Genomic DNA, 23,864 nt, shown 5'->3' with positions numbered 1-23,864 from the left:
TCCAATCACACGCTACGTCTTTGCTACGATAAATACATAAAGCGCAAATCCGGGCAGCAGCGCCAACAAGGTAAGCAGCTTTGCGGGCGACTCCAGGAGCATGGCCGGACTGCGGGCCAGGCAGCAGCTTGAGACATGATGCACCGCTTGTCTGAATTTGAAGAAAAGTCCCGCGAAAGGGAGCTTCATAAGCTGAACGCGATAGAAGGCGAATCCCCTCGGATTATTGCGATAATGGCGCAGCATATTCCGGGAAGCCCCATCCGGCATGTACTCTACATAGCACAAGACTTCATTCATCAGCAGCAGCTCATACTCGCGGTCAATCATGTAATACTTATAGGCCAATCCAACATACTTTTCTCCTTCAAACAGGGGATAGCGGTACATTTTCGTAAGCTTCGTGCGGTACACCAGCTTTTTATCGCCCGTAACGCCGTGCTTGTTGTACAGATCGAACAGCGTGGATCTTGCCTTGTCTTCCGGAAGCCGCGTCCCAATCACGGTTCCGTCCAGTGCGCAATCCAGGCCAACGATGCCGGCTACCTGATCACTGCCGTATCTGCGCCAGAAATCTATAATTTTCTCCACCGCGCCGTCAGGCATATAATCATCGGAGTCGATACACACATTCAGCTCGGTCTCAATCTGGTCATAAGCCGTGTTATGCGCTCCATGCATGCCTTGATTCTCCTGACGGACATAACGTATAGGAATCCGGTTGTCCGCAATCCAGGCCCGGACCAGTTCCGGTGTCTCATCGGTAGATCCGTCATCAATCACAAGCCACTCAAAATCGCCGCTGTTCTGTCTGACGAGGCTGTCATACAAGCGCGTCAAGCAATAAGCACGGTTATATGCCGGGGTAAATACCGTTAATGTTCGCATTCTACCTCACCATCGATAAATAATAATTCTCAAGCCAGCGTGCGGTGTCGCGGATATCATACCCTTGCATCCGCAGGGCATCCGCTGGAATCTCCCTGCCGGCGCCGGCGCGGGCAGCTTCAAACACCCGTTCCACCCAAGCCTGCTGATCTTTTAAGGATAGAGACTGAATTAGCCCCAGCCCCAGATCAACTTCCCGCGTGACGTTATCCGAAATAATGCAGGGAAGTCCTGCCCCTTGAGCTTCGACCAACGTCAACGGCAGGCCCTCATGGCGCGAGGGAAAAACAAACAGATCCAATGCCTGAAGCAATCTGTCGATATCGCTTCGCACGCCCAGAAAACGCACGCTGTTCTCCAGCTTCAAACGTTCCGTCTGGCGCTGCAATTCATCGCGCAGCGGACCATCACCTGCCAGAAGAAGCACGGAGTCGTTCAGCATGGGCCTCGCCTTGGCATACACATCAATCAGATACGCATGATTCTTCTGATGCTGGAAGCGACCGACATGCCCCAGAACAAAGGCGCTCTCGCCAATCCCCAACTCCTTTCTCACGGCATCCCTTACTTCGGAACGGAAGCAAAAACGCTCTTGTTCTATTCCATTCTTCACGATGCCTGCCGTGTCTGAACTGTGCTTGAAGAGCCAACAGGCAGCGGCTTGCGAACAGGCCAAGAGATGAGTTGCCGATGAAGATATGCTTTGGCCCGCGTACCATTTGAATGCCTTGGCGGCCAAGCCTCCTTCGCTCCTCGTATTATGGCTGTGCGCAATGCGGCAGGGAATGCCTGCCTGACGCGCCGCCTTCAGAACCCAACCGCTCATCTTGTCCATATGAGCGTGAATGAGTCTGTAGCCGGCATGATCCTTGAAGAAGCTGCTCAATGCCTGCCAATACCCTATGACGCCAACGCCTGAAATATACGGAATCCGGTATATCTTGCCGCCCATCCGTTCAATTTGACGGTCGTATACCCCCGGCTTGCAGGTGAGGAAATCGAACTGAATCTTGCTTCGATCCAGGTTGCGGTACAAATTCATGATCAGGGTCTCCGCCCCGCCCCGGTTCATATTGACGACCGCATGGAGCACTCTTACAGGACCTGACATGCTTTTTCCTCCCCTTCCGTCAAGTTGTGCATATGGGATTCATAGATCAGCCCCAGCTCATGGAGAACCGCCTTCTGCTCATACTTCCGGAACATCTGAAGACTTTCCCTCCCCATGTTCTCCCGCAGGTCAGCGGAAGCCGCAAGGGTTGCGATGCGTTCCGCCAATTGCTCAGCAGCCTGAGGAGGAACAATATAACCGTTCCGTCCGTCGCATACCAGCTCCAGATGCCCTCGGTTCCGGGTGGCGATGACCGGAAGCCCGCAGGCCATCGCCTCCATCATCTGAACCGGCAGTCCTTCCCTCAAGCTGCCGGAGACGGCAATGTCACTCATATGCAGCAGATTGGGAATATCGTTCCGATACCCGAGAAAGTGAACATGCCGATCCACGCCCAATTTCACGGATACACTTTTGCAGGCTTCCAGCAACGCGCCCTCTCCCGCCAAGAGCAGTCTTACTTGCGGGGCCCGCTCCCGTATTCGGGCCAAGGCATGGATAAGCAGCTGATGATTCTTGTTGCGGTTGAACTCGGCCGCATAAAATAATAAAATATCATTCCGATCGAATGACATCCGCTCTCTCAGGCTTGCCTTGTCTTCCGGAAGTGCCGGATAAAAACGTTCGCCGCTCACGCCAACCCCATGCACATGCTCAATACGCCCCGCCTTGAAGCGCCGGCGAACGGCCAACCGGTAGTCCTCCTGATTGATCGTAATGAGACAATCGGTCGAACGGGCCAAGAGCTTCTCCACCGGGTAATAAAGCATCCAATTGATTAGCGGCGCACCTCTGCAGAAATGAAACCCGTGCGCCGTATAAATGACCTGCGCCCCCTGTCTCCGGGCACGTCTTGAGGCCAGACGCGCCAGAACACCGCCCACCGGGGTATGGCAATGCACAATCTGATAACCATGATGCTCGATCAGCCGCTTTACCTGCCGGTAGGCTTCAAGATTCCGCCAGCGAAAGGGAGAACGTTCAAAGGGGATGTCGAACTTCCGGTCTGCAGCCGGAAGCTCCAGTTCGCCTTTCGCCGCGATATGAATCTCCCATCCCCGTTGTTTGAACCAATGAAGCACGGGCATATGGAACGAGCTTATATGATAATCGACCGTGGCACAGAACAGTATTTTATTCGACATTCACGGTCTCCCTCGCCAGGACATGGGACATATAGTTCAGCAGATCACCGCGGAGATCGTCGCGTTGTAAGGCAAATTCAATCGTTGTCTGAATAAATCCCATTTTCTCGCCCACGTCATAGCGGGTTCCGGCAAATTGGTAAGCATACACCGCTTCCGCCTGATTCAGGGTGTCTAATGCGTCCGTCAACTGAATCTCGCCGCCGGCGCCGGGGGCCTGCCGGGCCAAAATACGGAAAATCTCCGGTGTCAGTATGTATCTTCCCATAATGGCCAGATTGGACAGCGTCGTGCCTTGCTGCGGCTTTTCCACCAGATGCTTCACTTGATACAGCGCTTCCTCCACTTTGATGCCGTCCACGATTCCATAGCGTGACACCTCTTCATCTCTTACGCGCTGGACTCCGATAATCGATGAATGATACCTGTCGTACTTTTCCATCATCTGTTGGAGGCAAGGCTTCTCCGCGGTAATGATATCGTCACCAAGCAGGACAGCGAACGGCTCATTACCTATGAACTTGCGCGCGCACCATATCGCATGCCCAAGTCCTTTCGGTTCTTTCTGCCGGATGTAGTGAATGTCCACCATCTGAGCCGGCTTCTGTACTTCGCTCAATAAATCCAGCTTTTGTTTTTGGAACAGCACCTGCTCCAGCTCCAGGAAATTATCAAAGTGATCTTCAATGGCGCGCTTCCCTTTGCCCGTCACGATAATAATATCCTCGATTCCGGATTCGACGGCCTCCTCTACGATATATTGAATCGTTGGTTTATCCACGACAGGAAGCATTTCCTTAGGCATTGCCTTCGTAGCCGGCAGAAAACGCGTACCAAGTCCGGCCGCCGGTATGATAGCTTTTTTCACCTTGCTCATTACCATGCTCACCTCCCGGTCTAACTCGTCTTTACTAGCTCCCTCGGCTTCACTTTTTTGTTGGCCAGATCAAGGAGCATCTGTTTCAATTCATCAGCAGGCAGCTTGTCGTATACTTGCAACAGATACTCGATTTCCTTGAAGTTGACCTGCGAAGACTTCCCGATATAAATTTTGGGATATGCCCGCTGCTCATGTATTTCGCCTTCTGTCAAAAGCTCCTCATACAGCTTCTCGCCCGGGCGGATCCCCGTAAATTCGATTCCGATTTCCTCAACGGAATATCCCGACAGGCGAATCACATTTTTGGCCAAATCCACGATTTTCACCGGATCGCCCATGTCCAGCACGAAAATCTCGCCGCCCCGGGCCAAAGCCCCGGCCTGAATAACGAGACGCGAGGCTTCCGGAATCGTCATAAAATAACGCACCATATCCGGATGGGTGACCGTGACCGGTCCCCCGCGTTCGACTTGCTTTTTGAACAGCGGAATGACGCTCCCCCGGCTTCCCAGAACATTTCCGAAGCGCACAGCTACAAATGTGGTGGGGCTTATTTCGTCCATGTATTGAATGATCATCTCCGCGATCCGCTTCGTTGCGCCCATGACGTTAGTCGGATTGACGGCTTTGTCGGTAGAGATCATAACAAACGTCGAAACGCCTGCCTGACTGGAGGCCTTGGCCGCATTCAAAGTGCCGATAACATTGTTTTTCACCGCTTCCTCCGGGTGCCGCTGCATCAGCGGAACATGCTTATGGGCTGCGGCATGATAGACGACATCCGGTCTGTGCTTGTTCAATACGCGGACAATTTTGCTCTCGTCCTGCAAATCCGCAATCTCCGTATAGAATTGAATGCTTTTATCCTTGAAAAGGTTTTGGAGTTCCATCTCAATGGAATAAATGCTGTTCTCCCCGTGCCCGAGAAGGATCAGCTTGCGAGGATTGAAATTCGATATTTGCCTGCATATTTCCGAGCCGACAGAGCCGCCGGCTCCCGTCACCAGGATTACTTTGCCTGTTGCACAATCGCTGATGCTTGCCAGATCAAGCTCCACAGGTTCCCTTCCCAACAGATCTTCCACCTGCACATCCCTGAACTGGCTGACGGACACCTTGCCGCTGGCGATATCCTCAATCATGGGAATAATTTGGGTTTTGGCCTTGGTTTTCGCACACTCATCGAAAATAGCCTTCAGCCCGGGTTTGTCGAGAGAGGGGATGGCGATGACAATAAGTTCAATCTGATAGTCCCTGGCAATCTGTTCGATGGCACGCGTGCCGCCGACGACGGGAACCCCCAACACGTCCAAGCCATGTTTGTGCCGATTATCGTCTACAAAAGCCACCGGCCTCATATCCTGATCCGGGGAATGAAGCAATTGCCTTGCCACCATGGTTCCCGCCGAGCCGGCGCCCACGATCAAGGTGCGTTTGTACAGGCTTCGCTGCTCCTGCTTGGGGGTAACATTGCGCATTAAGCGCCAGCAAAACCGCGAACCCCCAATCAGGATCATCATGATCATCCAGGTCACAGCCATTAACCGTACATGAAATTCCTGAACAGCTATGTATTGAACCGCCACACCCGTGACAATAGACAGCGTGACCGCTTTGACGATGCCGATCAATTCACCTATGCTGGCGTATTCCCACGCCTTCTTATACAAGGTGTACACAAAAGCAAACAGATGATATCCAAGCAGCAGCGCGACGGAAGAAGTTACGATCAACGGGTCCGCGAATACCATGACGTTCGCGGACACGAGAAAATAACTGATGTAAATCGATAACAGGACGATAAGCGAATCCAGCATGGCGAGCAGCGAAAGCCTTTGCTTGTAAGTCAATACGCTCACTCCCCCTTCCCCATTGTTCTTGTGTGGCCAATTCGTTCGTAATAACGAACAAAACGATATGCAGAACCCGCACTTACCATGTATCTGATCACTTTTTATTGAAAAACGTGCCCGCAATTCGGACATGCCCGAACTCCAGCAGCCTCTTGGCCTCAAGCGCATCCTCGGCAGACGTCCTGCCGTTCTCAATCACGAGCAAGGTCGCCCTGCATCCGCTGGCCAGCACACTGGCTTCACTGGCCGACAGCACGGACGGGCAATCCACCAGAACGATATCAAAATCCTGTGTCAGCTCAAGCCGGTCCATGAACGATGAATCGCATAAATCCAGCAGCTCCGTAACCGATGAGCCACTGGATATCACACACAGGTTCTCAATCGGAGTCTCTTGGATTACTTCCTCAATAACCGCTCGCTGTCCCACAGCCTCTGCCAGCCCCGGGCCAGCCTTCACGTTCAGAATCCGGTGGATGGCCGGACGCCGAACATTGGCATCAATCAACAACACCCGATCGCCGCGCTGGGCGAAAGCAATGGAGAGATTGACGGCCACCGTCGTCGTCCCGTTTCCCGGCCGGGGCGAGGTAACCGCCAACGAAGCACACGGGGCGTCCGTAACCGCAAACAGAATATTGTTGCGCAGAACGCGAAATTGGTCCGCTTGGGCTGAAGAGGCATGATGATAAGTTATCGTGCTGTAATCCACGAGTATAGGGTTGGAACGATTCTGCTCATGTGCCAAGGGATTCACCACTTCCCCCATGACCTATGGTCTCGCTCTTCATCGTGCGAAGGATCTCCCTTTTGCGCACACAGTCCATTTGCCCCAGTACCGGCAATCCCAGCAATCTCTCCAATTCGCGCGCCGAACGTATGGAGCCGTCCAGCGAATCCATCACATAGATAAGGCCCACGCCTGCAATGGCCCCTGCAAGCAGGGCAATATACAGCCCTGCATAGCTCGGCTTATTCACGGGAACGGGGTTGGGATCCTCTTTGGCTCCGCTTAGCAGGATTACGCCATGAAACTTTAAACGTTCGGCTGCCACCTGCTTAAAAGCCTCGACAACCGCATTCGAGATGTGAGCCGCCAGCCCGGGATGTTCATGGAAAGCCGTCACCAAAGTAACGAATGAGTTATCGACGCTGGTTACGGAGATCTGTTTTCGCAAACTTTCGGGCGACTGCCTCAACCCCAATTCCTTGATCACGCGCTCCATCACGATCGGTTCGCGGATCATGACCAGCATAGTCCCTCTCATGTTTATTTCACTGGAAGACAGGATAATACGTGCTGAAGATGCATACACGTCCGGCTTCGGCCTGGAAACATAAAGACCGCCCAACACGCCACAAATGATGATAGATACGAGAATGATCCACCAACGCCGTTGAAGGACACCGTATGTTTCCTTCAAGTTAATTTCTCTGACCGCCATCTTGCCGTCGGATGTGAATGATTCATCGTTCATCACGAAGTTCACCTGCCTAATCACGGATTTAACTTTATTAAGAACGATATTACCTAGTTTAGTTCTTAATAGAGAACGTGTCAATAATAAACAATTCCTTGATTGTGACAATTCCGTGAGCGTGACAAAATCCGATCCTTATGCGGTTGAAGCACAGCGTGCCGCTTTATTCAACCTGATTGTTCTGGGACTTATCGTTCGGTTTTAAAGCCAGTTTCGCGGTATGAAGAATATTGTTCTCCACCGTATACACGGGCGCTCCGATCCCTGCGTTGATGGTCGATATTCCCGCGGCCGGCATATTGCTCCGAATCATGTTCCCCCGAATCGCCGCGCTCCGCACAGTCGCTTTTAATTGGCGTTTACTATAATCATTGATCTTGATCAATTCAATATCGCTGTTATCCAGATAAAAGGCGTTGACCAGGTTATTTTCGAACACAAATTTTTTGACGGCCTGGACACGGATCGCCGGGGCAGTTCCCTGAACCTCGAAGATTGAATTTTTAATAGACAAATCGAGCTCTGTATGGTTCGCTATCACATTATTCGTTGCCATAGAAGCGGAGACAAAGGTGCAGTTGTTAAACGCGTATTTCCCGGCCGTATTGATGAAGACCGCTCCGAACGTTCCGGTATCGGCAGTCTCGAACCGGCAATCGGTATACGTTCCAGGGGGCAGACTCAAGCCGTACGTGGAATTATATTCAAGCACCTCCAGATTATGAAACACACTGCCTCCCGGGGCGTTGCCTGTTATCACCCGGAGGGTGGACTCCCCGATAATTTTCACGTTCCTGAACTCACTGGGCATGCCGTTAACGATCAACCCGGACTCCCTCTTCTTGTTATTGTAAATCGTAAGTTCGGACACCTTCACCCCGAATTTCTCCTTGCCGTCCACTCGGAATACGGCATCCGTCAGCGTCATGCCGTTCACCTGAATGTTCGGTCCCAGAAAACTGGCAATGGAATCATTCATCTTGTTCCCTGTGAATACGGCGTCATTCTCCGCTACAATCTTGGAACCGTCAAAATGATTGTTGACAATGACCGCGTCCGCAAAAGGAGCAGAGACGGCAAGACCGAACTTGTTGGTGGAACCAAAGTAATTCTCCTCGACATGGGCCCCTTGCCCATCGTACAAAATAAGATCATAAGCTGCGTTGTTGTAGAAACGGTTTCGCTTGATCGTAACGTCCGAGTTCCAGTTTCCATTCTCGAAAAAGCCCCCCTCCACATCAATCCCTGATTGAGGAGCCGTTCCTTTCATGTCATGCAGAATATTATCCATAATGGTTACGTTGCGGGTTCCGCCCACCGTAATGCCCTGTCTTCGATTGAAGGCAAATTCGGAGTTTTTGACAACGGAATCCGACGTGGGAACCCGGTTCCACACCTGGACATAAGCGCCGGCCGCGGATGGTTGATGAAACACCACATGATAAAAGGCGGCTCCTTGGGGAATGACCATGTTCTCTCTCATCTTTGCCGAGCGCTTTTCCACAAAGGCCCCGTTGGACTCATAGAAATAGATGTCAAAGTTTGGGGGTAATCCTTGGAAATTGGCCAGTTCAAAATAACCTTCCTTCTGAAATATCTCATGGGAGAGGGGTTGCATCGACTTGGTTCTGATTTTTTTCAAATCTCTGATCGGCTTGCCTTTGCTGTCGATCCCGCCCCTAACAAAGGATTTGGCGTCCAGCACCCCGGTGTTGGTTCCATGGGCACTCAGCATAAGCCCGTCTCCCGTGAAGTTAACCGCTTTCACCCCATCGATCGTTACGCGCTCGGCCCCTTCAAGCAGGATGCCATATCCCCCTTCATGTGTCCCTTTACTATCCGGATGATCCTTTTTGGAGTAATCATGCATGTCTTTGTCGCCCTGATATGTCCCGCCGAGCAGCGTCACATCGTGAACACCGTACCCGATATACATCAGATCATATCTTTCTTTATCATTGGGCTCCTTCTGCAAAATAACATCAGGCGTAAGTTGAAAAGTCATGTTGCTGACCATGTTAATCCGGCTGTTTTTATCGATAGTGTACTTTCCTGGAGGCAGCGACACGGCCGTTATGCCCGCTTTACCCGCCCATGCCAGCGCATCGTTAATCCCCTTTGTCGTCTGTGCCGGTTGCGTCCCGTCATTGCGAATTCCCCATCTTGCCAGATCAATGCTATGCACCGGCTGCACCGTACTCTTCCGAGCCTCTTCCGCTTTGGCGGACACCGGCTGTTCATGGAGCATAGCAGAGCATAACAACAACAGAAGTGCTATCGTTCCGGGTTTGTACATAACGTCCTCCTTCTACAGCATAGTCAACCCAAGATTACCATATTTTCCTGCAAAGAAACAGTTTCATCCAACCTGCATTCATTCAGGAAGTCAACCGCTGACCATGCGGAGGGTGATGGATATCAATAGAGGGTATCAACAAAAACGTATTCCATTTACCATAAATAGCAACGAAAGTCTATATTCCTCCGCCATGGAACTATCTATACTGGGGATAGGCAATGTATGGAAATCAAGACACGAGGGAGGACATCAAATGACACAGCGACAGCTTGAATGGGAAGCCGATCTCGTCATCATCGGCGGCAGCATGGGAGGATGCGCCGCGGCGCTGGCCGCCTGCCGCTTGGGCAAGACGGTGCTGCTTACGGAAGAGACCGCCCGCATCGGCGGCCAGTTGACCAGCCAGCTCGTCCCGCCGGACGAGCATCCATGGATTGAGCAATTCGGATGCACGGATACATACCGCCAGTTCCGCCATGCGGTGAGACGGTACTACCGGGAGCATTTGCCGCTGAATGCGAAGGCGCGCTCCGACGAACGGCTGAATCCCGGGAACGGCATTGTGAGCCGCCTCTGTCACGATCCGCGCGTCGCGCTGCATGTGCTGGAATCGATGCTGTTCCCATATGTGCACAGCGGGCGTCTTGTCATCCGCACAGGCTGCCGCCCGATCGGCGCCGAGGTCGAGGGCGACCGCATTCGCGCCGTTACGGTACGGGATGCGCAGGGAGACGAATATGTTTGCACGGGGGCCTATTTTCTCGATGCGACCGAATGCGGCGATCTGCTTGCCCTATCCGGGGCCGAATACGTTACCGGCGCGGAATCGCAGCGCGAGACCGGCGAGCCGCATGCCGTTCCCGGACCGGCCGAGCCGCAAAATATGCAAGGCATTACGTACTGCTTCGCCGCCGAGTATGCCGAAGGAGAAGACCATACGATCGAGAAGCCGGAACGCTACGATTTCTGGCGCCAGTATCAGCCATCCTTCTGGCCCGATCGCCTGCTGAGCTGGACCGGCGTCCAACCGGCCACCTTGAAGCCGGTGCAATATTCGCTCTTTCGCGAGCCCGGAGCCTTCCCGCTGTTCCATTACCGCCAGATCACCGAGCCGGCCCTGTATGATCCGGCATCCGGGGCCGTTCCGAACCCCGTCACGATCGTGAACTGGCCGGAGAACGACTATTGGCTCGGCTCCGTGATCGATGTAAGCGAGGCGGAACGCGAACGCCATCTTCAGGACGCGAAGCAGCTCAGCCTGTCGCTGCTGTACTGGCTGCAGACGGAAGCGCCGCGAAGCGACGGCAGCTCCGGTTATCCGGGCTTGCGGCTCCGGTACGATATTGCCGGCACCGTAGACGGCATGGCAATGTATCCTTATATCCGGGAATCGAGACGCATCCGGGCCGAGTTCACCGTCCTGGAGCAGCATGTCTCCACCGAATACCGCGCGGGCCAACCGGCCGAACCGTTCGCGGACTCGGTCGGACTCGGCTGCTACCGCATCGATCTTCATCCTTCGACAGGCGGGAACAACTATATCGACATATCATCCTTGCCGTTCCAGATTCCGCTGGGCAGCCTCCTGCCTGTGCGGATGGACAATCTGCTGCCGGCGTGCAAGAATATCGGCACCACCCATATCACCAACGGCTGCTACCGCTTGCACCCGGTGGAATGGAACATCGGCGAAGCGGCCGGCGCGCTGGCAGCATACGCCCTCGACCACGGGATCGCGCCGCGCGCGGTGCGAAGCGGCCCGGATCATCTGGCGGCATACCAGCGCCAGCTGCAGCAGCTCGGGGTGGAGCTGCAGTGGCCGTCCATTTACCCCGTATAAGCCGTCATAATTTATCTCCCCGCTTGCAATCGGGTCAGGCGGGGAGACTTTCCGGGATACTGTTCATGCTGATTTCCATCGTTCGGTCGTCAGAGTTTTTATCTATTCGCCCATTTTACGTTCAGCTCCATTTAACTCCATTCACCAGCATTCAGCAGCATTCAGTTCCATTCAACTCTATTCAAGTCCATCCACTTCCGTTCAGTTCGGTTCAATCGTTCTGTCGTTTTGATGCTCTACCTATCCCTCTTCCCCCTTTTGTTTGCTCTCCCCTCCGCTCAGGGCGGCTATTCCCCCTAATCCCGGCCTTCACCAATGTTCCCACTCTTTTTAGTCCTTCTCGTACATGCCTAGAGATGCATTTTGGCTTCTCCCAATTATCCTCAACCATTTTAGCTGTTGCTCTAATCCCCTCAAGCAGTCTGGCTGTTGCTCTAGCTCTCCTGAAGCATTCTAGCTGTTGCAACCATCCTCAGGCATTTTGCCGGCTGCCGTTTTTACTTTCTCTCCCCCGAATCAACCCTGAGCGATTGGGAGACTGGGATAAGGGCTGCACACGACATGTACAATCACCACTGCATGCCTCTATTACAAAAAGACTGCAGCCGCCAAGCGGTGCAGTCTCGATAATGCGGATTATTCGCAATGCATCATTCAACGCTTGGAAGCATACCATTCGTTGGCGGCCTTCACCATAGCCTCGCCGCCCTGGGCGTGCCATTCCGCGAGGAATTGTTCATAGTTGTCCAGCGGCTCCGCCCCGCTTACGAAGTTGATGAATGTATCTTCCTGAAATTTATTCAACCGCTGCAGGTTTTTCGAGATGTCCGGAATTGGCGGCGCCGAGCTCATCGGATCGACAATGATCAGGCCTTCCGCATTTTCCTGGAAGGTGACAAAATAATTTTCCACGACCGGATTTTTCTTGAGGCGGGCCTGCCAGTATGTCGGATAATTTTTCTCGTCCACACCCGTCAAGAAAGCGCTCGCATTGCTGCGTTCGTCTGCGAACTTCGGCATGATCGGCGTGTACACCCCGTTCTCGAAGGTGTGATGAACCCCTTCTTCGCCGATGGCAATCCCTTTGAAGATATCCTTATCGAACTTCAGATCGAGCCACTTGACGGCTTCTTCCTTATGCTTCGAAAATTTTGGCACCGCGATGTAATAGTTGGTCGTATTGCCGACCGATCCTACCCGGGCCAGACCCGCTTTATCCTTCAAGACGGGGACGATCTCCAGCTTCGCATCCGGGAAGTTCTTGGCCAAGGCGTTCACGAGATTCGGGGCGACCCACCATCCCGGGCTGTACATGCCCGCCTTCCCGCTGGCCATCTTCTCGATGGATTTGTCCGCCGTGTTGATGCCCCATTCCGAGTCGATCAGCCCCTCTTGATACAACTGGCTCATGAAGGCCAGATACTCCTTCATCTCCGGCGCTTCGACGGAATGAATGATTTTGCCGTCCCGCTCCAGCCAAGCCGTCGTCAAGCCGAACACGCTGGCGATGTCCGGATGCACGGGGGCCTTGCCGCCTGTCAGCGGGATAACATTCTTCTTCTCCTTGAATGCCTTCAACACCGTGACGAGCTCGTCAAGACTCGTCGGCACATTCAGATTCAATTCATCGAGCCAATCCTTGCGCACGACGAGCGCATACGAGGCCGTACCATTGCCGCCGCCGGTCTCCGGAATGGCATACGTTTTGCCTTCATAGCGGGCGCTTACCCAGGAATCCGGCCCGATCACCTGCTTCATATTCGTGCCGTACTTCTCGATCAGATCGTCGAGCGGCTCCAGCGCTCCAGCGGACACGAGCTGGTAGTATTGAGCAGGCGCCAGCTTCAAGACGTCGTACGACTCCTTGTTCGCCATGAGCAGGTTCAGCTTCTCGTCGGCGTTTTCCGCCGGCAGCATCTCATATTTTACCGTATAGCCGGTCTTCTCCTTCAAATACTGGGCTACCGCGTCTCCGTTCGGCTCGAACCGATCGAACGGCATCAGCTGGCGCAGCTGCTTGCTGTCCCCTTCCCCGCCTTCTGCGCCCTGGCCCGTCTTGGTGCTGCTGCAGGCGATAAGCGACAATACGGTCATGATCGCCACCACCGAGATCCATATCCGTTGACGCCGCATGAACATTCCCCCGTTTCTTTTGTTCTCTTGCGCACGCATACGTGCGCAGACGTTCATTAACGCGCTTAACCTTTAACGGAACCAATTAACACCCCTTTCACGAAGTATTTCTGCAGAAATGGATAGACGAGCAGAATCGGCAAGGTCGCGACCAGAATCGAAGCGGCTTGGATCGCCTGTGGCGTCGAGTTCATGACGGCATCGATGTTCGGCACATGTCCCCCATCCTGATAGGTGATATTGGAGTGAATCAGCAGTTCCTTCAAATACAGCTGAAGCGGTTTCAAATCCGGAGAGTTGATGTAAATCATGGAAGCGAAATAATCGTTCCAGAAGCCGACCGCATAGAAGAGCGCAATCGTGGCGAACACCGGCAAAGATAACGGAACGGTAATGCGGAACAGTATCGTCAGATTGGATGCCCCGTCCATCTTGGCCGATTCCTCCAGTTCGTCGGGAAGCGATTCGAAGTAATTTTTAATGATTAACATATTGAACACGCTGATCATGCTCGGCAGGAAGAGAACCCATAGCGTATCGATAAGGTTAAGCCGGTGCATAAGCAGATACGTCGGAATGAGACCGCCGCTGAACAACATCGTGAATACGTACATGAGAATGAAAAATTTCCGCCCGCGCAGCCGCGGCTTGGACAGAGGATAAGCGGCGATCGCCGTCATGACGAGCCCCAGGGCGGTTCCCGCCACTGTGATGATGACGGATACCATGAAGGCGTTCATGAATTTGGCGTCGCTTAATACATACGCATACGTGCCGAATTGAATATCGACCGGGAACAAGGACACCCGTCCGGACAGCACGGCCTCTTCGCCGCTTAGCGATTTGGCGAGCAGGTTGAGGAACGGGAACAGCGTCGTCCAGGACACGATGGCAAAAAAGAAATAGTTCAGCGCCTGGAAGATGCGCTCTCCCGGCGACATGCGGATCGCAGTCCGCACCCCTTTCGTCTTGCGCTCGGTTTTCATCCCGGGCCTCCTTTCTTCGTCAGTCGTCCCGCTGCGGCTGCCTTCCGCTTTGCCGCTCGGGCAATCAGCCGCACCATCCGCCAGCGCGGCGCTCTACCAGATGCCCCGGTTCAGCAGGCGCCGGCTAAGGTAATTCCCGCTGATGATCAGAATGAAGCCGACAATCGAATCGAACAGTCCTACCGCGGCCGAGAAGCTGTAATTTTGTTCGCCCAGCCCGGTGCGGTACACATACGTTCCGATAACATCCGAGACATTATAGACGACTGGATTGTACATGACGAGAATCTGCTCGGTGCCGGCCTCCAGCATATGGCCGAGCCGCAGGATGAACATAAGCAAAATGACCGGGACCAGACCGGGAAGCGTAATATGCCAGATTTGACGGAACTTGTTCGCCCCGTCGATTTTGGCTGCCTCGTACAGCTGCGGATCGATGGAGCTCAGCGCCGCCAAATAGACGATCGTGCCCCAGCCCGCCTCCTTCCAGCCGGCCGTGCCGACGAGCAGCCAGCGAAAGACGCTGTTGTCGAGGAAAAATCTGATCGGCTCTCCGCCGAGCCATTCAATCATCCGGTTGACAAGCCCTCCGTTGATGGACAGCAGATCCATGAACATGCCGCTGACGATAACCCAGGACAGGAAGTGAGGCATGTAAATAATCGTCTGGATCGGCCGTTTGAACCACATTTTGGTTAGTTCATTCAGCAGGATGGCCAACACAATCGGAAGCGGAAACAGGAGCACGATTTTCATCACCGAGATGATGAGCGTATTCCAGAACACTTGCGCGAACTTCGGCGACTGGAACAGCCGCTCGAAATGCTGCAGGCCGGCCCACGGGCTGTCCGTGATGCCGCTGAAAATATTGAAGTCTTGAAAGGCGATGACGACGCCGTACATCGGAGTGTACTTGAACAAGAGCAAAAAGGCGATGCCCGGCAAAAGCGCGATATACAAGTCCCAGTCTTTGCGCACGTCGCTCCCCAGCTTGCGCCAGTAACGCTTCCGCCGTGGACGCGGAGCGGCGGCAATGTCCGTATTTCTTATCTCCATTGGGCCTCCCTCCTTCCTTGCGGCCGCATACCCTGTATCGGCTGTGATGTATTATTAGCGTAAGGGACGGCCGCCATCAGGAAAACGGGAAAGCCATGACTTCTTCTGGTAAATTGATGGCTATGAGCCAGGAGCGCCTTGCCCGCTGCCCGATAGCACCTCTGATAGCCCACTCCGATAGCACCTCCGATAGCACCCTCCGATAGCACCCTCCGTTAGCCCCGCTTCCATTCGCTAGGCGTGACTCCCCAATATTTGCGGAACACCTTCGTAAAATAACTGACATCGCGGAAGCCTGCGGCTTGAGCGGCATCATACACCCGCTTCCCTTGAAAGAGCGCCTCCTTGGCCCGCTCCATGCGGCGCTCCAGCACATAAGCCGAGAACGGCTGCTCCATCTCCTGCTTGAACAGCCTGCTCAAGTAAGAGGCGTTAATGAACAGCCGATCCGCCACTCCTTGCAGCGACAGCTCGCCGTGAAGCTCCCGCTCGATCAGCTCCTTCACTTCCGCCACGAGCCGGTTGCCGCCGCGCCGCCTTACCAGGCAGGATTGTGCGCCGATGCACCGAATCACGCTCCGCATCCAGCCGCTCCATTCCTGCTTCGTGCGCAGCTCCGACGCATGGTGGAACGATTCCGCGTCCTCCTGCATCACCTCATGCAGCGACCACCCCTGCTTGTGGATCCACGTGACGACCCACGATTGCAGCAGCAGCATCTGCTCCTTGAGCGCCTCAGCTTGCTCGATGGCGCATACCTCGCCGACCCAGGCCTCCGCCGCCGCAGACGCCTGCCGCTCGTCTCCGGTACTCCAGGCGATATCCAGCTCCCGCATCCAGCGCTCGCTCTGGACTGCCGCCGCCTCCGGCGGCGGAGCGATCCCGCCTTCGCGATACGGGATAACGAGGTCGCCCCCATGCACGAGCCGCTGGCCCAGCGCGAACATCGCCTCCTTGTATAAGCGGGGCACATTCTCCAGCCCCCCATGCGCCGAGCTGATGCCAGCGCTGGCCGTCAGCTTGAGCGATGTCTTGATATGCTCCAGCATGGCGCCTGCCATGGCATGGATGGCGATGACCGCGTCCCCGTCCGCCGTACCGCCGCCGCCTGGATCATGCCGGAACAGAATGGCGATCGGCTTATCGACATCGCGACAGATCAAGGCCGAACGGGCTCCCATCGATCGGAGCGTCTCCTCGGCCACCTGACCGACGGCAAAGTGAATCAACGCGGTATCTTCCCCGAATGCCTCCGCCCGCTCAGGGGAGACAGGATCGGGCTCCATCACCATCACCGCACAGCGCTCGGCCGCGGAGAGCGTGATGCCCAGCTCCGCCATCCGCAGGCGGAAGGCTTCGGCAGGCAGGCCGCCCTCCAGGCCCAGGCGCAGCGTACGCTGCTGCAGCGCCGGCAGATGGGCCTGCCATTGCCGGCGCAGCGAGGCATAGTCATGCTTGCGCTGAATCTCCGAGCGGCGTTCCGCGACCGCTTCCGCGACCACCCGCACAATCGCATCCTGGCCCGCCGGCTTGAGCAAATATTGCTTGACGCCCAGGGCGAGCGCTTCCTGAGCGTACGGGAAGTGATCATGGCCGCTCAAAATGATGGCCTTCACCTCGGCATTCCAGGCCATCGCCTGCCGCGCCAGCTCAAGGCCGTTCCCGTCCGGCAGCTGAATATCGACGAGCAAAATGTCCGGACGCTTCACCTGCAGCCATCGCTTCCCTTCTTCCGCCGTCGCAGCCGCCGTCACCCCGGTGATGCCGGCCTTCTCCCATGGCATCAACTCGGTCAAGCTGTGACGAAGCCGCGGTTCGTCCTCAATGATCAACAAATTCATGCTGCTCCTCCCTCCAGTCTTCTTCCTAAAATCTATAAATCGTAAACGTAAATTTTCTGCTCCCTATCGTCCTGCAGCAAACCTTATCCCGTGAGCAGCGCCGTCTCGTTCAGCGCTACCAGCGGCAGAACAAGCGTGACGGCCGTGCCTTCTCCAGGAGCGCTGTCAATGCGGATATCGGCTTCCGGACCGTAATTCAGGCGTATGCGCGCCGCCACGTTTCTTAACCCGAAGCCTGCGCCCGCGTACTCATCCTGCTGCACTTGATGCTGATCGGGCTGCTGCAGCACCGCCGCCAGCTCCCGCTGCAGCCGCTCCCGCGCCGCATCCGCCATCCCCGCGCCCGAGTCGGTTATCGCGATGACGAGCACCGGCCGCGCTCCGTTCTCCTCCAACCGCGTCGCAATGCGCAGCACCGCCTCCCGCCCCGCTTTCTCCACGCCGTGGATAATCGCGTTCTCGACGATCGGCTGGACGAGCAGCTTGACGATGGGCAGCTGCTCCGTCTGCGGGTCGATGTCGTACACGACCCGAAATTGATCCATGAACCTCAGCTGTTGAATGCGGATGTACACATGCAGGTGCTCCAGGCTTTCCTTGACGGTGAGCACATCCTTGCCCTTGCTGAGGCTGAGCCGGAAAAAGCGGGACAAATTCAGGACCATCTCCGCGATGTCCTCCGCCTCGGACTGCTGCGCCATCCAATAGATAGAATCCAATGTGTTGTACAGGAAATGAGGATGAATCTGCGATTGGAGCAGCTTCAATTCCGTATTGGCCAGTCTCAGGCTCTGCTCATAGTGGTCCCGAATGAGATGATGCTGCTTCGAGGCCATCTGATTGAACAAATCCGTCACGATGCCGAATTCGTCCCGCCGATCCGATTCAAGCCGCACGTCCAGATTGCCGCCAGTTATCGCCCGCATGCCGCGGGCAAGCTTCCGCAGCGGCGCGGCGATACCGGTATAGATGCTGAAGGCCATAAGTAGAGCAAGCACAATGCTAAGCGCGATCATGAACACGGCATAATGCTCCAGCTTGTAGGATTGCGCGAAAATTTCGCCCCTGGGCTGGGCCAGCGTCAGAGTCCAGCCGTAATAAGGCGATACTGCGCGGATTAGCACTTGATCGCGCGCCTCGGCATGCGTAGCGTAGCTGTCATACGATACGGGCTGCCGGCCTGTTCCCGCTACCCACTTCCCATCGGCCGTATACAGATGCAGCTCGGACTGGGCTGAGGGCAGAAGGGAGCGGATATATTGCTGCAAACGCGCCGTATTCAGGCTAATAATAAGCGCATGCCGTTCCCTGTCCGGATTATAGATATCCATCGAGCGCACCACGGCCAGACTGTCGACGCCGAAGACTTGCCCGAACGGCTTGCCTCCGCCGATGGGTTCGTCCGGCTGCATGAACACAATGCCCGTCCCCATCCCGTTTAGCGTCTGCCGCAGCCAGATACGCTCGTTCGCGCGGTCGACAGGAAGTACGCCATGTGCCGTAGAGATGACGGCATTGGAATGATCATGATAGACGGCAATCTGGGAGAACATCGGATGAATGGACAGGAAGTCGGAGAACTGGCGCTTCATGCGGGCGAATGCCATCACCTCCCGCGCTCCCAGCTCGCGATTCGCTTGATTCAGCGTCGCGACAATCTCCGGATCGGTCGACAGCATGGCCGATAGTTCTTCCACGTTTTGCAGCACGAGCTCGACATTGTCCATCAGCGCGTGCATTGCGCTCTCCGTCCGCGCCGTCGTCTCGGACAGCAGCAATTGCTGCGAGCGTTCATTCGAGAACCAGCCGGTTAGCGTCAAAGGAACGAGAATGAGTACGAAATAAGCGGTCAGGCGCCACTGAATACGCTGGCGGAACCGATTAGAAAGCTCCCGGAGCATGACGGTCACTTCCTTCCGTTGAATGAGCCGGAACATCGCGATCCGCCTCGCGCCTTGCCTGGTTACGGCTGTACTGGAACCATGCATTCGCTTCGCGCGTCATCTCTTCTCCGCCTTCGGCCAGCCACTCGGCCGCATACGTATCGAAATCGTCCAGCGGCCGCTCCCCGAGCACAATCTCAATCAGCCTGTCGTTCTTCTTCGCCAGAAGCGGCGCATAGCGAGTCATCGCAGGAGTCGGGAGCGACTGAAAAGCGTCCGGCATCGCATAAGGAGAAATATGCCGGAGATTATCGTACAAGTGATAGTGCGAACCAAGCGAATCCAGGCGGCTGCGGACGTAGCCGCTCTCGGGAATATCGGCCAGATTGGCGTACAGGCCCCGGTATTGATCCCGGTTATGCATGCCCATGTCCGTCACCCGCTGGCCGTCCTTCCATTCCCATACCTCTCCTTCGAAGCCGAACTTCAGCGTGTCCCTCCCCTCGCCGGAAATAAAATTCAACAACTGCAGCACTTCAACCGCGTGCGGGCTCGTGGCCGGAATAACTTGATAGGAACGCACCGTTGGCAGTCCATACGTGCCGGTTCCGCCGGGTCCTTGCGGATACGGAAGCGTGATCCAGTCCGCTTGCGGGTCGCGTGCAGCGCTTTTCTCCAGCACCCCGCGGGTGTCATACCATGTGCCGGTGAACAACCCGATCCGCCCGTCAATCACTTGCCGCTCCAGCCCCCGCTGCGTCTGAATCGGGAACAGCGGGTCGATAAGCCCTTCCGCCACCAGTCCGCGCATGAAGGCAAGGGCATCTTTCATTTCCGGCAAAATATTCGAATAGACCAGCTTGCCGTCACGCTCCGCCCACTGATTCAGCTGTACGCCAAATGCGCCGAACCACGGGGAGGAACGCCCGAAATCCTCAATAAAGCTGGTGCCGTATGTATTCCGGATGCCGTTGCCATCCGGATCGAATGCGGCAAAAGCCCGCATTACTTCGACGGTCTCCTCAATCGTCTCGGGCGGCGCAAGGCCAAGCCGGTCCAACCAATCTTTGCGAATGTACATCATTTCCAATCCTTTCGCTTCATTCAGGCTCGGAATGGCATACACTTGGCCATTGAAGGATACCTGCTCCCACACTTCGGCGGGAATCCGCTTCTTCAGCTGCGGAGCATAACGCTCAATCAAATGATCGAGCGGAGCCAGCATCTGCTTGCGCGCGTAATGCGAGACCCAATTCGGATCGGAAATGCCAATCAGATCAGGCGTATGGCTAGACATCATCATGACGCCGACCCGCTCCTCGTACCGGTGCCACGGAGGGATAATGACCTCCACCTCGAGCCCCGTCTCGTCCTCAATATACGACAAATACGGGTTATCATTCTCTGTCCACGGCTCGGGGAACCTGATCCCGAGACTATTCATCACGATGGTGATCGAGGGATCTATTCGATCCCGCTCGGCCTTCATCCAGTCCACGTTGGCCGCATGACAACCGGCGAGCGACAGCGCCAACGAACAACATATCCCGGCTGCCACGGCGAGCTTCCCTCCGACGAATAACGGCCTCACCGGCACTGAAAGCGTATTCAAAAATTTTCTTGCCCTCGTCATTCTCCCCTTATACTCTTGCACTCCTCTCTCTCCTTTCCTGATGCTGAAGTTCGGCTCCATGCCGCAATATATACAAAAAGGGCCTATCAGTATGCATGTTCTGATAGACCCTTGTCCAAAGCTTATTTTACTCTTCTTCCGCTGCCCGTTTCAAGCGCTCGGCCTATCCGATCGGGACGATCCATTTTCGATAATAGCCCATCATTTGCAACTTTACATTTGTCAAAAAAGTAAAGTTAAATTATACTAATACTAAACACTGTACAGCACGAATCTAGGATCAACCACCACGAAATCGGAGCGATGAACCCATGTCACATAAAACAAAAGTTACTCAGCAGCATATCGCCGACGCCCTGGGCCTGTCCCGGAACACCGTATCCAAGGCGCTGAACAACGACCCCGGTCTGCGTGAAGACACGAAGCGGCGCGTCCTGCAGAAGGCAGTCGAGCTCGGTTATATGAAGATTCATCATGAACTGACCACCTCCGAGGCTTATGCCGCAGAGAACCGGCTTGTTGCACTGCTGACCCATTCGGACTATATGGGCAATCCTTATTGGATGTCCTTTCTGAAGGGGCTGAATGCGACGCTGAAGGAAGCAGGCTGCACGTTGACGATGACCATCGTCGATATGGAGGAAGAACGCCAGCTTCTCCTTCCGGGACTTTTTCACCAGCAGAAGCCGGCGGGAGTCATCACGATCGGGCCGTTCCTCCGCGAATATTATGAGATGATCGCATCTACGGGAACGGCATCCCTGTTCATCGACACCCATGCCGATTATAAGCCCGGCGATTTGAAATGCGACATTTTGCTGGCTGACAACAAGCACAGCGTCCATATGCTGGCAAGCAAGCTTATTGATCAGGGCCATCGGAATATCGGCTTCGTGGGGGATATTGGATCATGCCTGAGCTACCGCGAGCGCTGGGAAGGCTTCCAGCTCGCCTTGAGAGAGCGCGGAATGGACGCAGATGAGGACTGCTGCATCATCAACCGCATGCAGCGCCATTACTACACGGAAGCGGAGCTGCGGGAAGCCTTCCACGCCCTGAAGCGGAAGCCGACTGCCTTCGTCTGCGTGAACGACGCGATCGCGATTGAGTTGATGAATATCATACGCGAATCGGGGCTCAGCATCCCGGGAGATATCGCGTTGACCGGCTTCGACAATATCGCGGAATCGATACTGGTGCAGCCGTCTCTGACGACCGTGCATGTTCCTAAGGAGGAAATGGGCATGCGGGCAGGCGACCAGATCGTATGGAGAATGGGCCATCCGAAGCGGCCTAACGAGATGATCCGGCTCGATGTCGAGATGATGTGGCGGGAATCGTTAGTCCGCCCTTTCCAGTAATCGGCTCGCGGGCCTCACGCTGCATGTCTAGCAAAATGTAAACTTACATTCATTTTAAAATGTAAGTTAAATCGGATGGTTTTGTAGGATTTTAGATGCAAAATGCACATCATCAACTTGACATTATGCCAAGTCTGCATTACTCTGAATGTAGGAAAAAGGCGCCTTGTCCTGTGCCATTTTTGTGGCGCGGCGGCATTCGCCGGCAGCAGGTGGTGACCGCCCAGGTCTATGATGAGTCCTTCCTGCCCAGACTGTAAGGGAGGGGCTGGAGAGCTTCGCCGGCCTGAAGGTGCATGTCTATCCACGCTGTACCATATTTCATCATGACATTATTTGCAAAGTGAGGAGTCACATCATGAGCCAATTGAAGATTCTCGGTCCGGATATCCCGAACATGCCGTGGGAAGAGCGGCCAGCAGGCCATAAAGAGGTATTGTGGCGCTATAGCAACAACCCGGTCATCCCGCGTGATTTGCTGCCTAATTCCAATAGTATTTTCAACAGCGCCGTCGTTCCTTACGAAGGCGGATTCGCAGGCGTCTTCCGCTGCGATGACAAATGCCGTTACATGCGGCTTCATGCCGGCTTCAGCAAAGACGGTATGAACTGGGACATCAACCCGGAACCAATCAAGTTCCAATGCGACGATCCAGAGATCGGCAACTTCATCGAAGGCTACGATCCGCGCGTATGCTGGATCGAAGACCGCTTCTATGTTACCTGGTGCAACATTTACCACGGGCCGACAATCGGTATCGCTTACACATACGATTTCAAGACATTCCATCAGCTTGAAAATGCATTCTTGCCTTACAACCGCAACGGGGTTATGTTCCCGCGCAAAATTAACGGCAAATATGCAATGGTGAGCCGTCCATCCGACACGGGCCATACTCCATTCGGCGATATTTTTTACAGCGAGAGCCCGGATCTGGAGCACTGGGGACATCACCGCCATGTCATGGCGCCTATGGGCGGATGGCAGAGCAAGAAGATTGGCGCAGGCCCAATCCCAATCGAGACAAGCGAAGGCTGGCTGATGATCTACCACGGCGTGCTCAACTCCTGCAACGGCTTTGTGTACGCATTCGGCGCCGCGCTGCTTGACTTGGAGCAGCCTTGGAAAGTCCTGTACCGCAGCGAGCCATACCTGCTGCAACCATCCACCCTGTACGAATGCGTCGGGGACGTTCCGAACGTTGCATTCCCATGCGCTTCGCTCGTGGATGCCGCTACCGGCCGCATTGCGATTTACTACGGCGCAGCCGATACAGTAACCGCACTTGCCTTCGGTTATGTAGACGAAATCATCGATTTCGTGAAAAACAACTCCCGCGTGGAGTAATCACGAAGTCATAACCAACTGCAACCGCAAAGATGCAATTGAACCTATGGTTCTGCCGCTTTCTTTGTAACCCCTATAACACGCCCCCTGCGCGACGGTAATCGTCATGCAGGGGGCGTCTATTAT

At 54.8% G+C, this 23,864-nt stretch carries 17 protein-coding genes; 3 read left to right on the top strand and 14 right to left on the bottom strand.

Going from position 1 to position 23,864, the window contains the following annotated elements; genetic code table 11:
* Positions 1–12 precede the first annotated feature (12 nt).
* From FLT43_RS18840 to FLT43_RS18805, 8 genes are all read right to left on the bottom strand, one after another.
* Positions 13–888 (bottom strand): glycosyltransferase family 2 protein, encoded by an 876-nt coding sequence (locus tag FLT43_RS18840; RefSeq protein ID WP_087444122.1) that lies wholly within the window; start codon positions 886–888, stop codon positions 13–15.
* Between the two features lies 1 nt (position 889).
* Positions 890–1,999 (bottom strand): glycosyltransferase family 1 protein, encoded by a 1,110-nt coding sequence (locus FLT43_RS18835; RefSeq protein ID WP_087444123.1) that lies wholly within the window; start codon positions 1,997–1,999, stop codon positions 890–892.
* The gene (locus FLT43_RS18830) at positions 1,984–3,144 is read right to left on the bottom strand and encodes a glycosyltransferase family 4 protein (protein ID WP_087444124.1); all 1,161 of its coding nucleotides are present in this window, start codon (positions 3,142–3,144) and stop codon (positions 1,984–1,986) included. The genes FLT43_RS18835 and FLT43_RS18830 overlap by 16 nt, the downstream gene beginning before the upstream one ends.
* Positions 3,134–4,021, bottom strand: a complete 888-nt coding sequence (gene galU, locus FLT43_RS18825; RefSeq protein ID WP_087444125.1) for a UTP--glucose-1-phosphate uridylyltransferase GalU — start codon at positions 4,019–4,021, stop codon at positions 3,134–3,136. The genes FLT43_RS18830 and galU overlap by 11 nt, the downstream gene beginning before the upstream one ends.
* 20 nt (positions 4,022–4,041) lie before the next feature.
* Complete coding sequence (locus FLT43_RS18820; protein ID WP_087444126.1) at positions 4,042–5,874, bottom strand: polysaccharide biosynthesis protein; 1,833 nt, start codon at positions 5,872–5,874, stop codon at positions 4,042–4,044.
* Between the two features lie 97 nt (positions 5,875–5,971).
* A complete protein-coding gene (locus tag FLT43_RS18815; protein WP_164776290.1) occupies positions 5,972–6,625 on the bottom strand; it encodes a CpsD/CapB family tyrosine-protein kinase in 654 nt (217 codons plus the stop codon).
* Positions 6,615–7,355, bottom strand: coding sequence for a YveK family protein (locus FLT43_RS18810; RefSeq protein WP_115057749.1), 741 nt, complete (start codon positions 7,353–7,355; stop codon positions 6,615–6,617). Before FLT43_RS18810 ends, FLT43_RS18815 begins: the two co-directional genes overlap by 11 nt.
* A gap of 166 nt (positions 7,356–7,521) precedes the next feature.
* Positions 7,522–9,654 (bottom strand): right-handed parallel beta-helix repeat-containing protein, encoded by a 2,133-nt coding sequence (locus FLT43_RS18805; protein ID WP_087444129.1) that lies wholly within the window; start codon positions 9,652–9,654, stop codon positions 7,522–7,524.
* 256 nt (positions 9,655–9,910) lie between these two features.
* Here FLT43_RS18805 and FLT43_RS18800 point away from each other — a divergent pair, with 256 nt between their 5' ends.
* Positions 9,911–11,497 carry an FAD-dependent oxidoreductase gene (locus FLT43_RS18800; protein WP_087444130.1) on the top strand — a complete coding sequence of 529 codons (1,587 nt, stop codon included), beginning with the start codon at positions 9,911–9,913 and terminating at the stop codon, positions 11,495–11,497.
* 654 nt (positions 11,498–12,151) lie between these two features.
* On the opposite strand, the gene FLT43_RS18795 is transcribed toward FLT43_RS18800, so the two are convergent.
* The 6 genes from FLT43_RS18795 to FLT43_RS18770 all read right to left on the bottom strand — a co-directional run bounded on the left by FLT43_RS18795 (position 12,152) and on the right by FLT43_RS18770 (position 21,050).
* Positions 12,152–13,630: an extracellular solute-binding protein gene (locus tag FLT43_RS18795; protein WP_087444197.1), complete on the bottom strand. Its 1,479-nt coding sequence runs from the start codon at positions 13,628–13,630 to the stop codon at positions 12,152–12,154.
* Positions 13,631–13,695: 65 nt separating this feature from the next.
* Positions 13,696–14,616 (bottom strand): carbohydrate ABC transporter permease, encoded by a 921-nt coding sequence (locus FLT43_RS18790; protein WP_087444131.1) that lies wholly within the window; start codon positions 14,614–14,616, stop codon positions 13,696–13,698.
* 93 nt (positions 14,617–14,709) lie between these two features.
* Positions 14,710–15,672: an ABC transporter permease gene (locus FLT43_RS18785; protein WP_087444132.1), complete on the bottom strand. Its 963-nt coding sequence runs from the start codon at positions 15,670–15,672 to the stop codon at positions 14,710–14,712.
* A gap of 215 nt (positions 15,673–15,887) precedes the next feature.
* The gene (locus tag FLT43_RS18780; RefSeq protein ID WP_087444133.1) at positions 15,888–17,513 is read right to left on the bottom strand and encodes a response regulator; all 1,626 of its coding nucleotides are present in this window, start codon (positions 17,511–17,513) and stop codon (positions 15,888–15,890) included.
* An 83-nt stretch (positions 17,514–17,596) separates the two neighbouring features.
* On the bottom strand, positions 17,597–19,450 hold the full coding sequence (locus tag FLT43_RS18775) for a cache domain-containing sensor histidine kinase (RefSeq protein WP_244194321.1): 1,854 nt from the start codon (positions 19,448–19,450) through the stop codon (positions 17,597–17,599).
* Positions 19,395–21,050 carry an extracellular solute-binding protein gene (locus tag FLT43_RS18770; RefSeq protein WP_087444135.1) on the bottom strand — a complete coding sequence of 552 codons (1,656 nt, stop codon included), beginning with the start codon at positions 21,048–21,050 and terminating at the stop codon, positions 19,395–19,397. The genes FLT43_RS18775 and FLT43_RS18770 overlap by 56 nt, the downstream gene beginning before the upstream one ends.
* Positions 21,051–21,340: 290 nt before the next feature.
* Between FLT43_RS18770 and FLT43_RS18765 the strand changes: the two genes are divergently transcribed.
* Complete coding sequence (locus tag FLT43_RS18765; protein ID WP_087444136.1) at positions 21,341–22,390, top strand: LacI family DNA-binding transcriptional regulator; 1,050 nt, start codon at positions 21,341–21,343, stop codon at positions 22,388–22,390.
* 358 nt (positions 22,391–22,748) lie between these two features.
* The gene (locus tag FLT43_RS18760; RefSeq protein WP_087444137.1) at positions 22,749–23,738 is read left to right on the top strand and encodes a glycoside hydrolase family 130 protein; all 990 of its coding nucleotides are present in this window, start codon (positions 22,749–22,751) and stop codon (positions 23,736–23,738) included.
* The last annotated feature ends 126 nt before the right edge of the window (positions 23,739–23,864 follow it).

It is taken from the genome of Paenibacillus thiaminolyticus (assembly GCF_007066085.1).
Taxonomy (GTDB): domain Bacteria; phylum Bacillota; class Bacilli; order Paenibacillales; family Paenibacillaceae; genus Paenibacillus_B; species Paenibacillus_B thiaminolyticus.
Note: the sequence above shows the minus strand (reverse complement) of the source record. Positions and strands in the feature narration are given on the sequence as shown.

Coding starts and splice junctions, on each gene's coding strand:
- FLT43_RS18840 (WP_087444122.1), bottom strand. CDS start 888: ATGCGAACATTAACGGTATTTACCCCGGCATATAACCGTGCTTATTGC.
- FLT43_RS18835 (WP_087444123.1), bottom strand. CDS start 1,999: ATGTCAGGTCCTGTAAGAGTGCTCCATGCGGTCGTCAATATGAACCGG.
- FLT43_RS18830 (WP_087444124.1), bottom strand. CDS start 3,144: ATGTCGAATAAAATACTGTTCTGTGCCACGGTCGATTATCATATAAGC.
- galU (WP_087444125.1), bottom strand. CDS start 4,021: ATGAGCAAGGTGAAAAAAGCTATCATACCGGCGGCCGGACTTGGTACG.
- FLT43_RS18810 (WP_115057749.1), bottom strand. CDS start 7,355: ATGAACGATGAATCATTCACATCCGACGGCAAGATGGCGGTCAGAGAA.
- FLT43_RS18805 (WP_087444129.1), bottom strand. CDS start 9,654: ATGTACAAACCCGGAACGATAGCACTTCTGTTGTTGTTATGCTCTGCT.
- FLT43_RS18800 (WP_087444130.1), top strand. CDS start 9,911: ATGACACAGCGACAGCTTGAATGGGAAGCCGATCTCGTCATCATCGGC.
- FLT43_RS18795 (WP_087444197.1), bottom strand. CDS start 13,630: ATGCGGCGTCAACGGATATGGATCTCGGTGGTGGCGATCATGACCGTA.
- FLT43_RS18790 (WP_087444131.1), bottom strand. CDS start 14,616: ATGAAAACCGAGCGCAAGACGAAAGGGGTGCGGACTGCGATCCGCATG.
- FLT43_RS18785 (WP_087444132.1), bottom strand. CDS start 15,672: ATGGAGATAAGAAATACGGACATTGCCGCCGCTCCGCGTCCACGGCGG.
- FLT43_RS18780 (WP_087444133.1), bottom strand. CDS start 17,513: ATGAATTTGTTGATCATTGAGGACGAACCGCGGCTTCGTCACAGCTTG.
- FLT43_RS18775 (WP_244194321.1), bottom strand. CDS start 19,450: ATGTTCCGGCTCATTCAACGGAAGGAAGTGACCGTCATGCTCCGGGAG.
- FLT43_RS18765 (WP_087444136.1), top strand. CDS start 21,341: ATGTCACATAAAACAAAAGTTACTCAGCAGCATATCGCCGACGCCCTG.
- FLT43_RS18760 (WP_087444137.1), top strand. CDS start 22,749: ATGAGCCAATTGAAGATTCTCGGTCCGGATATCCCGAACATGCCGTGG.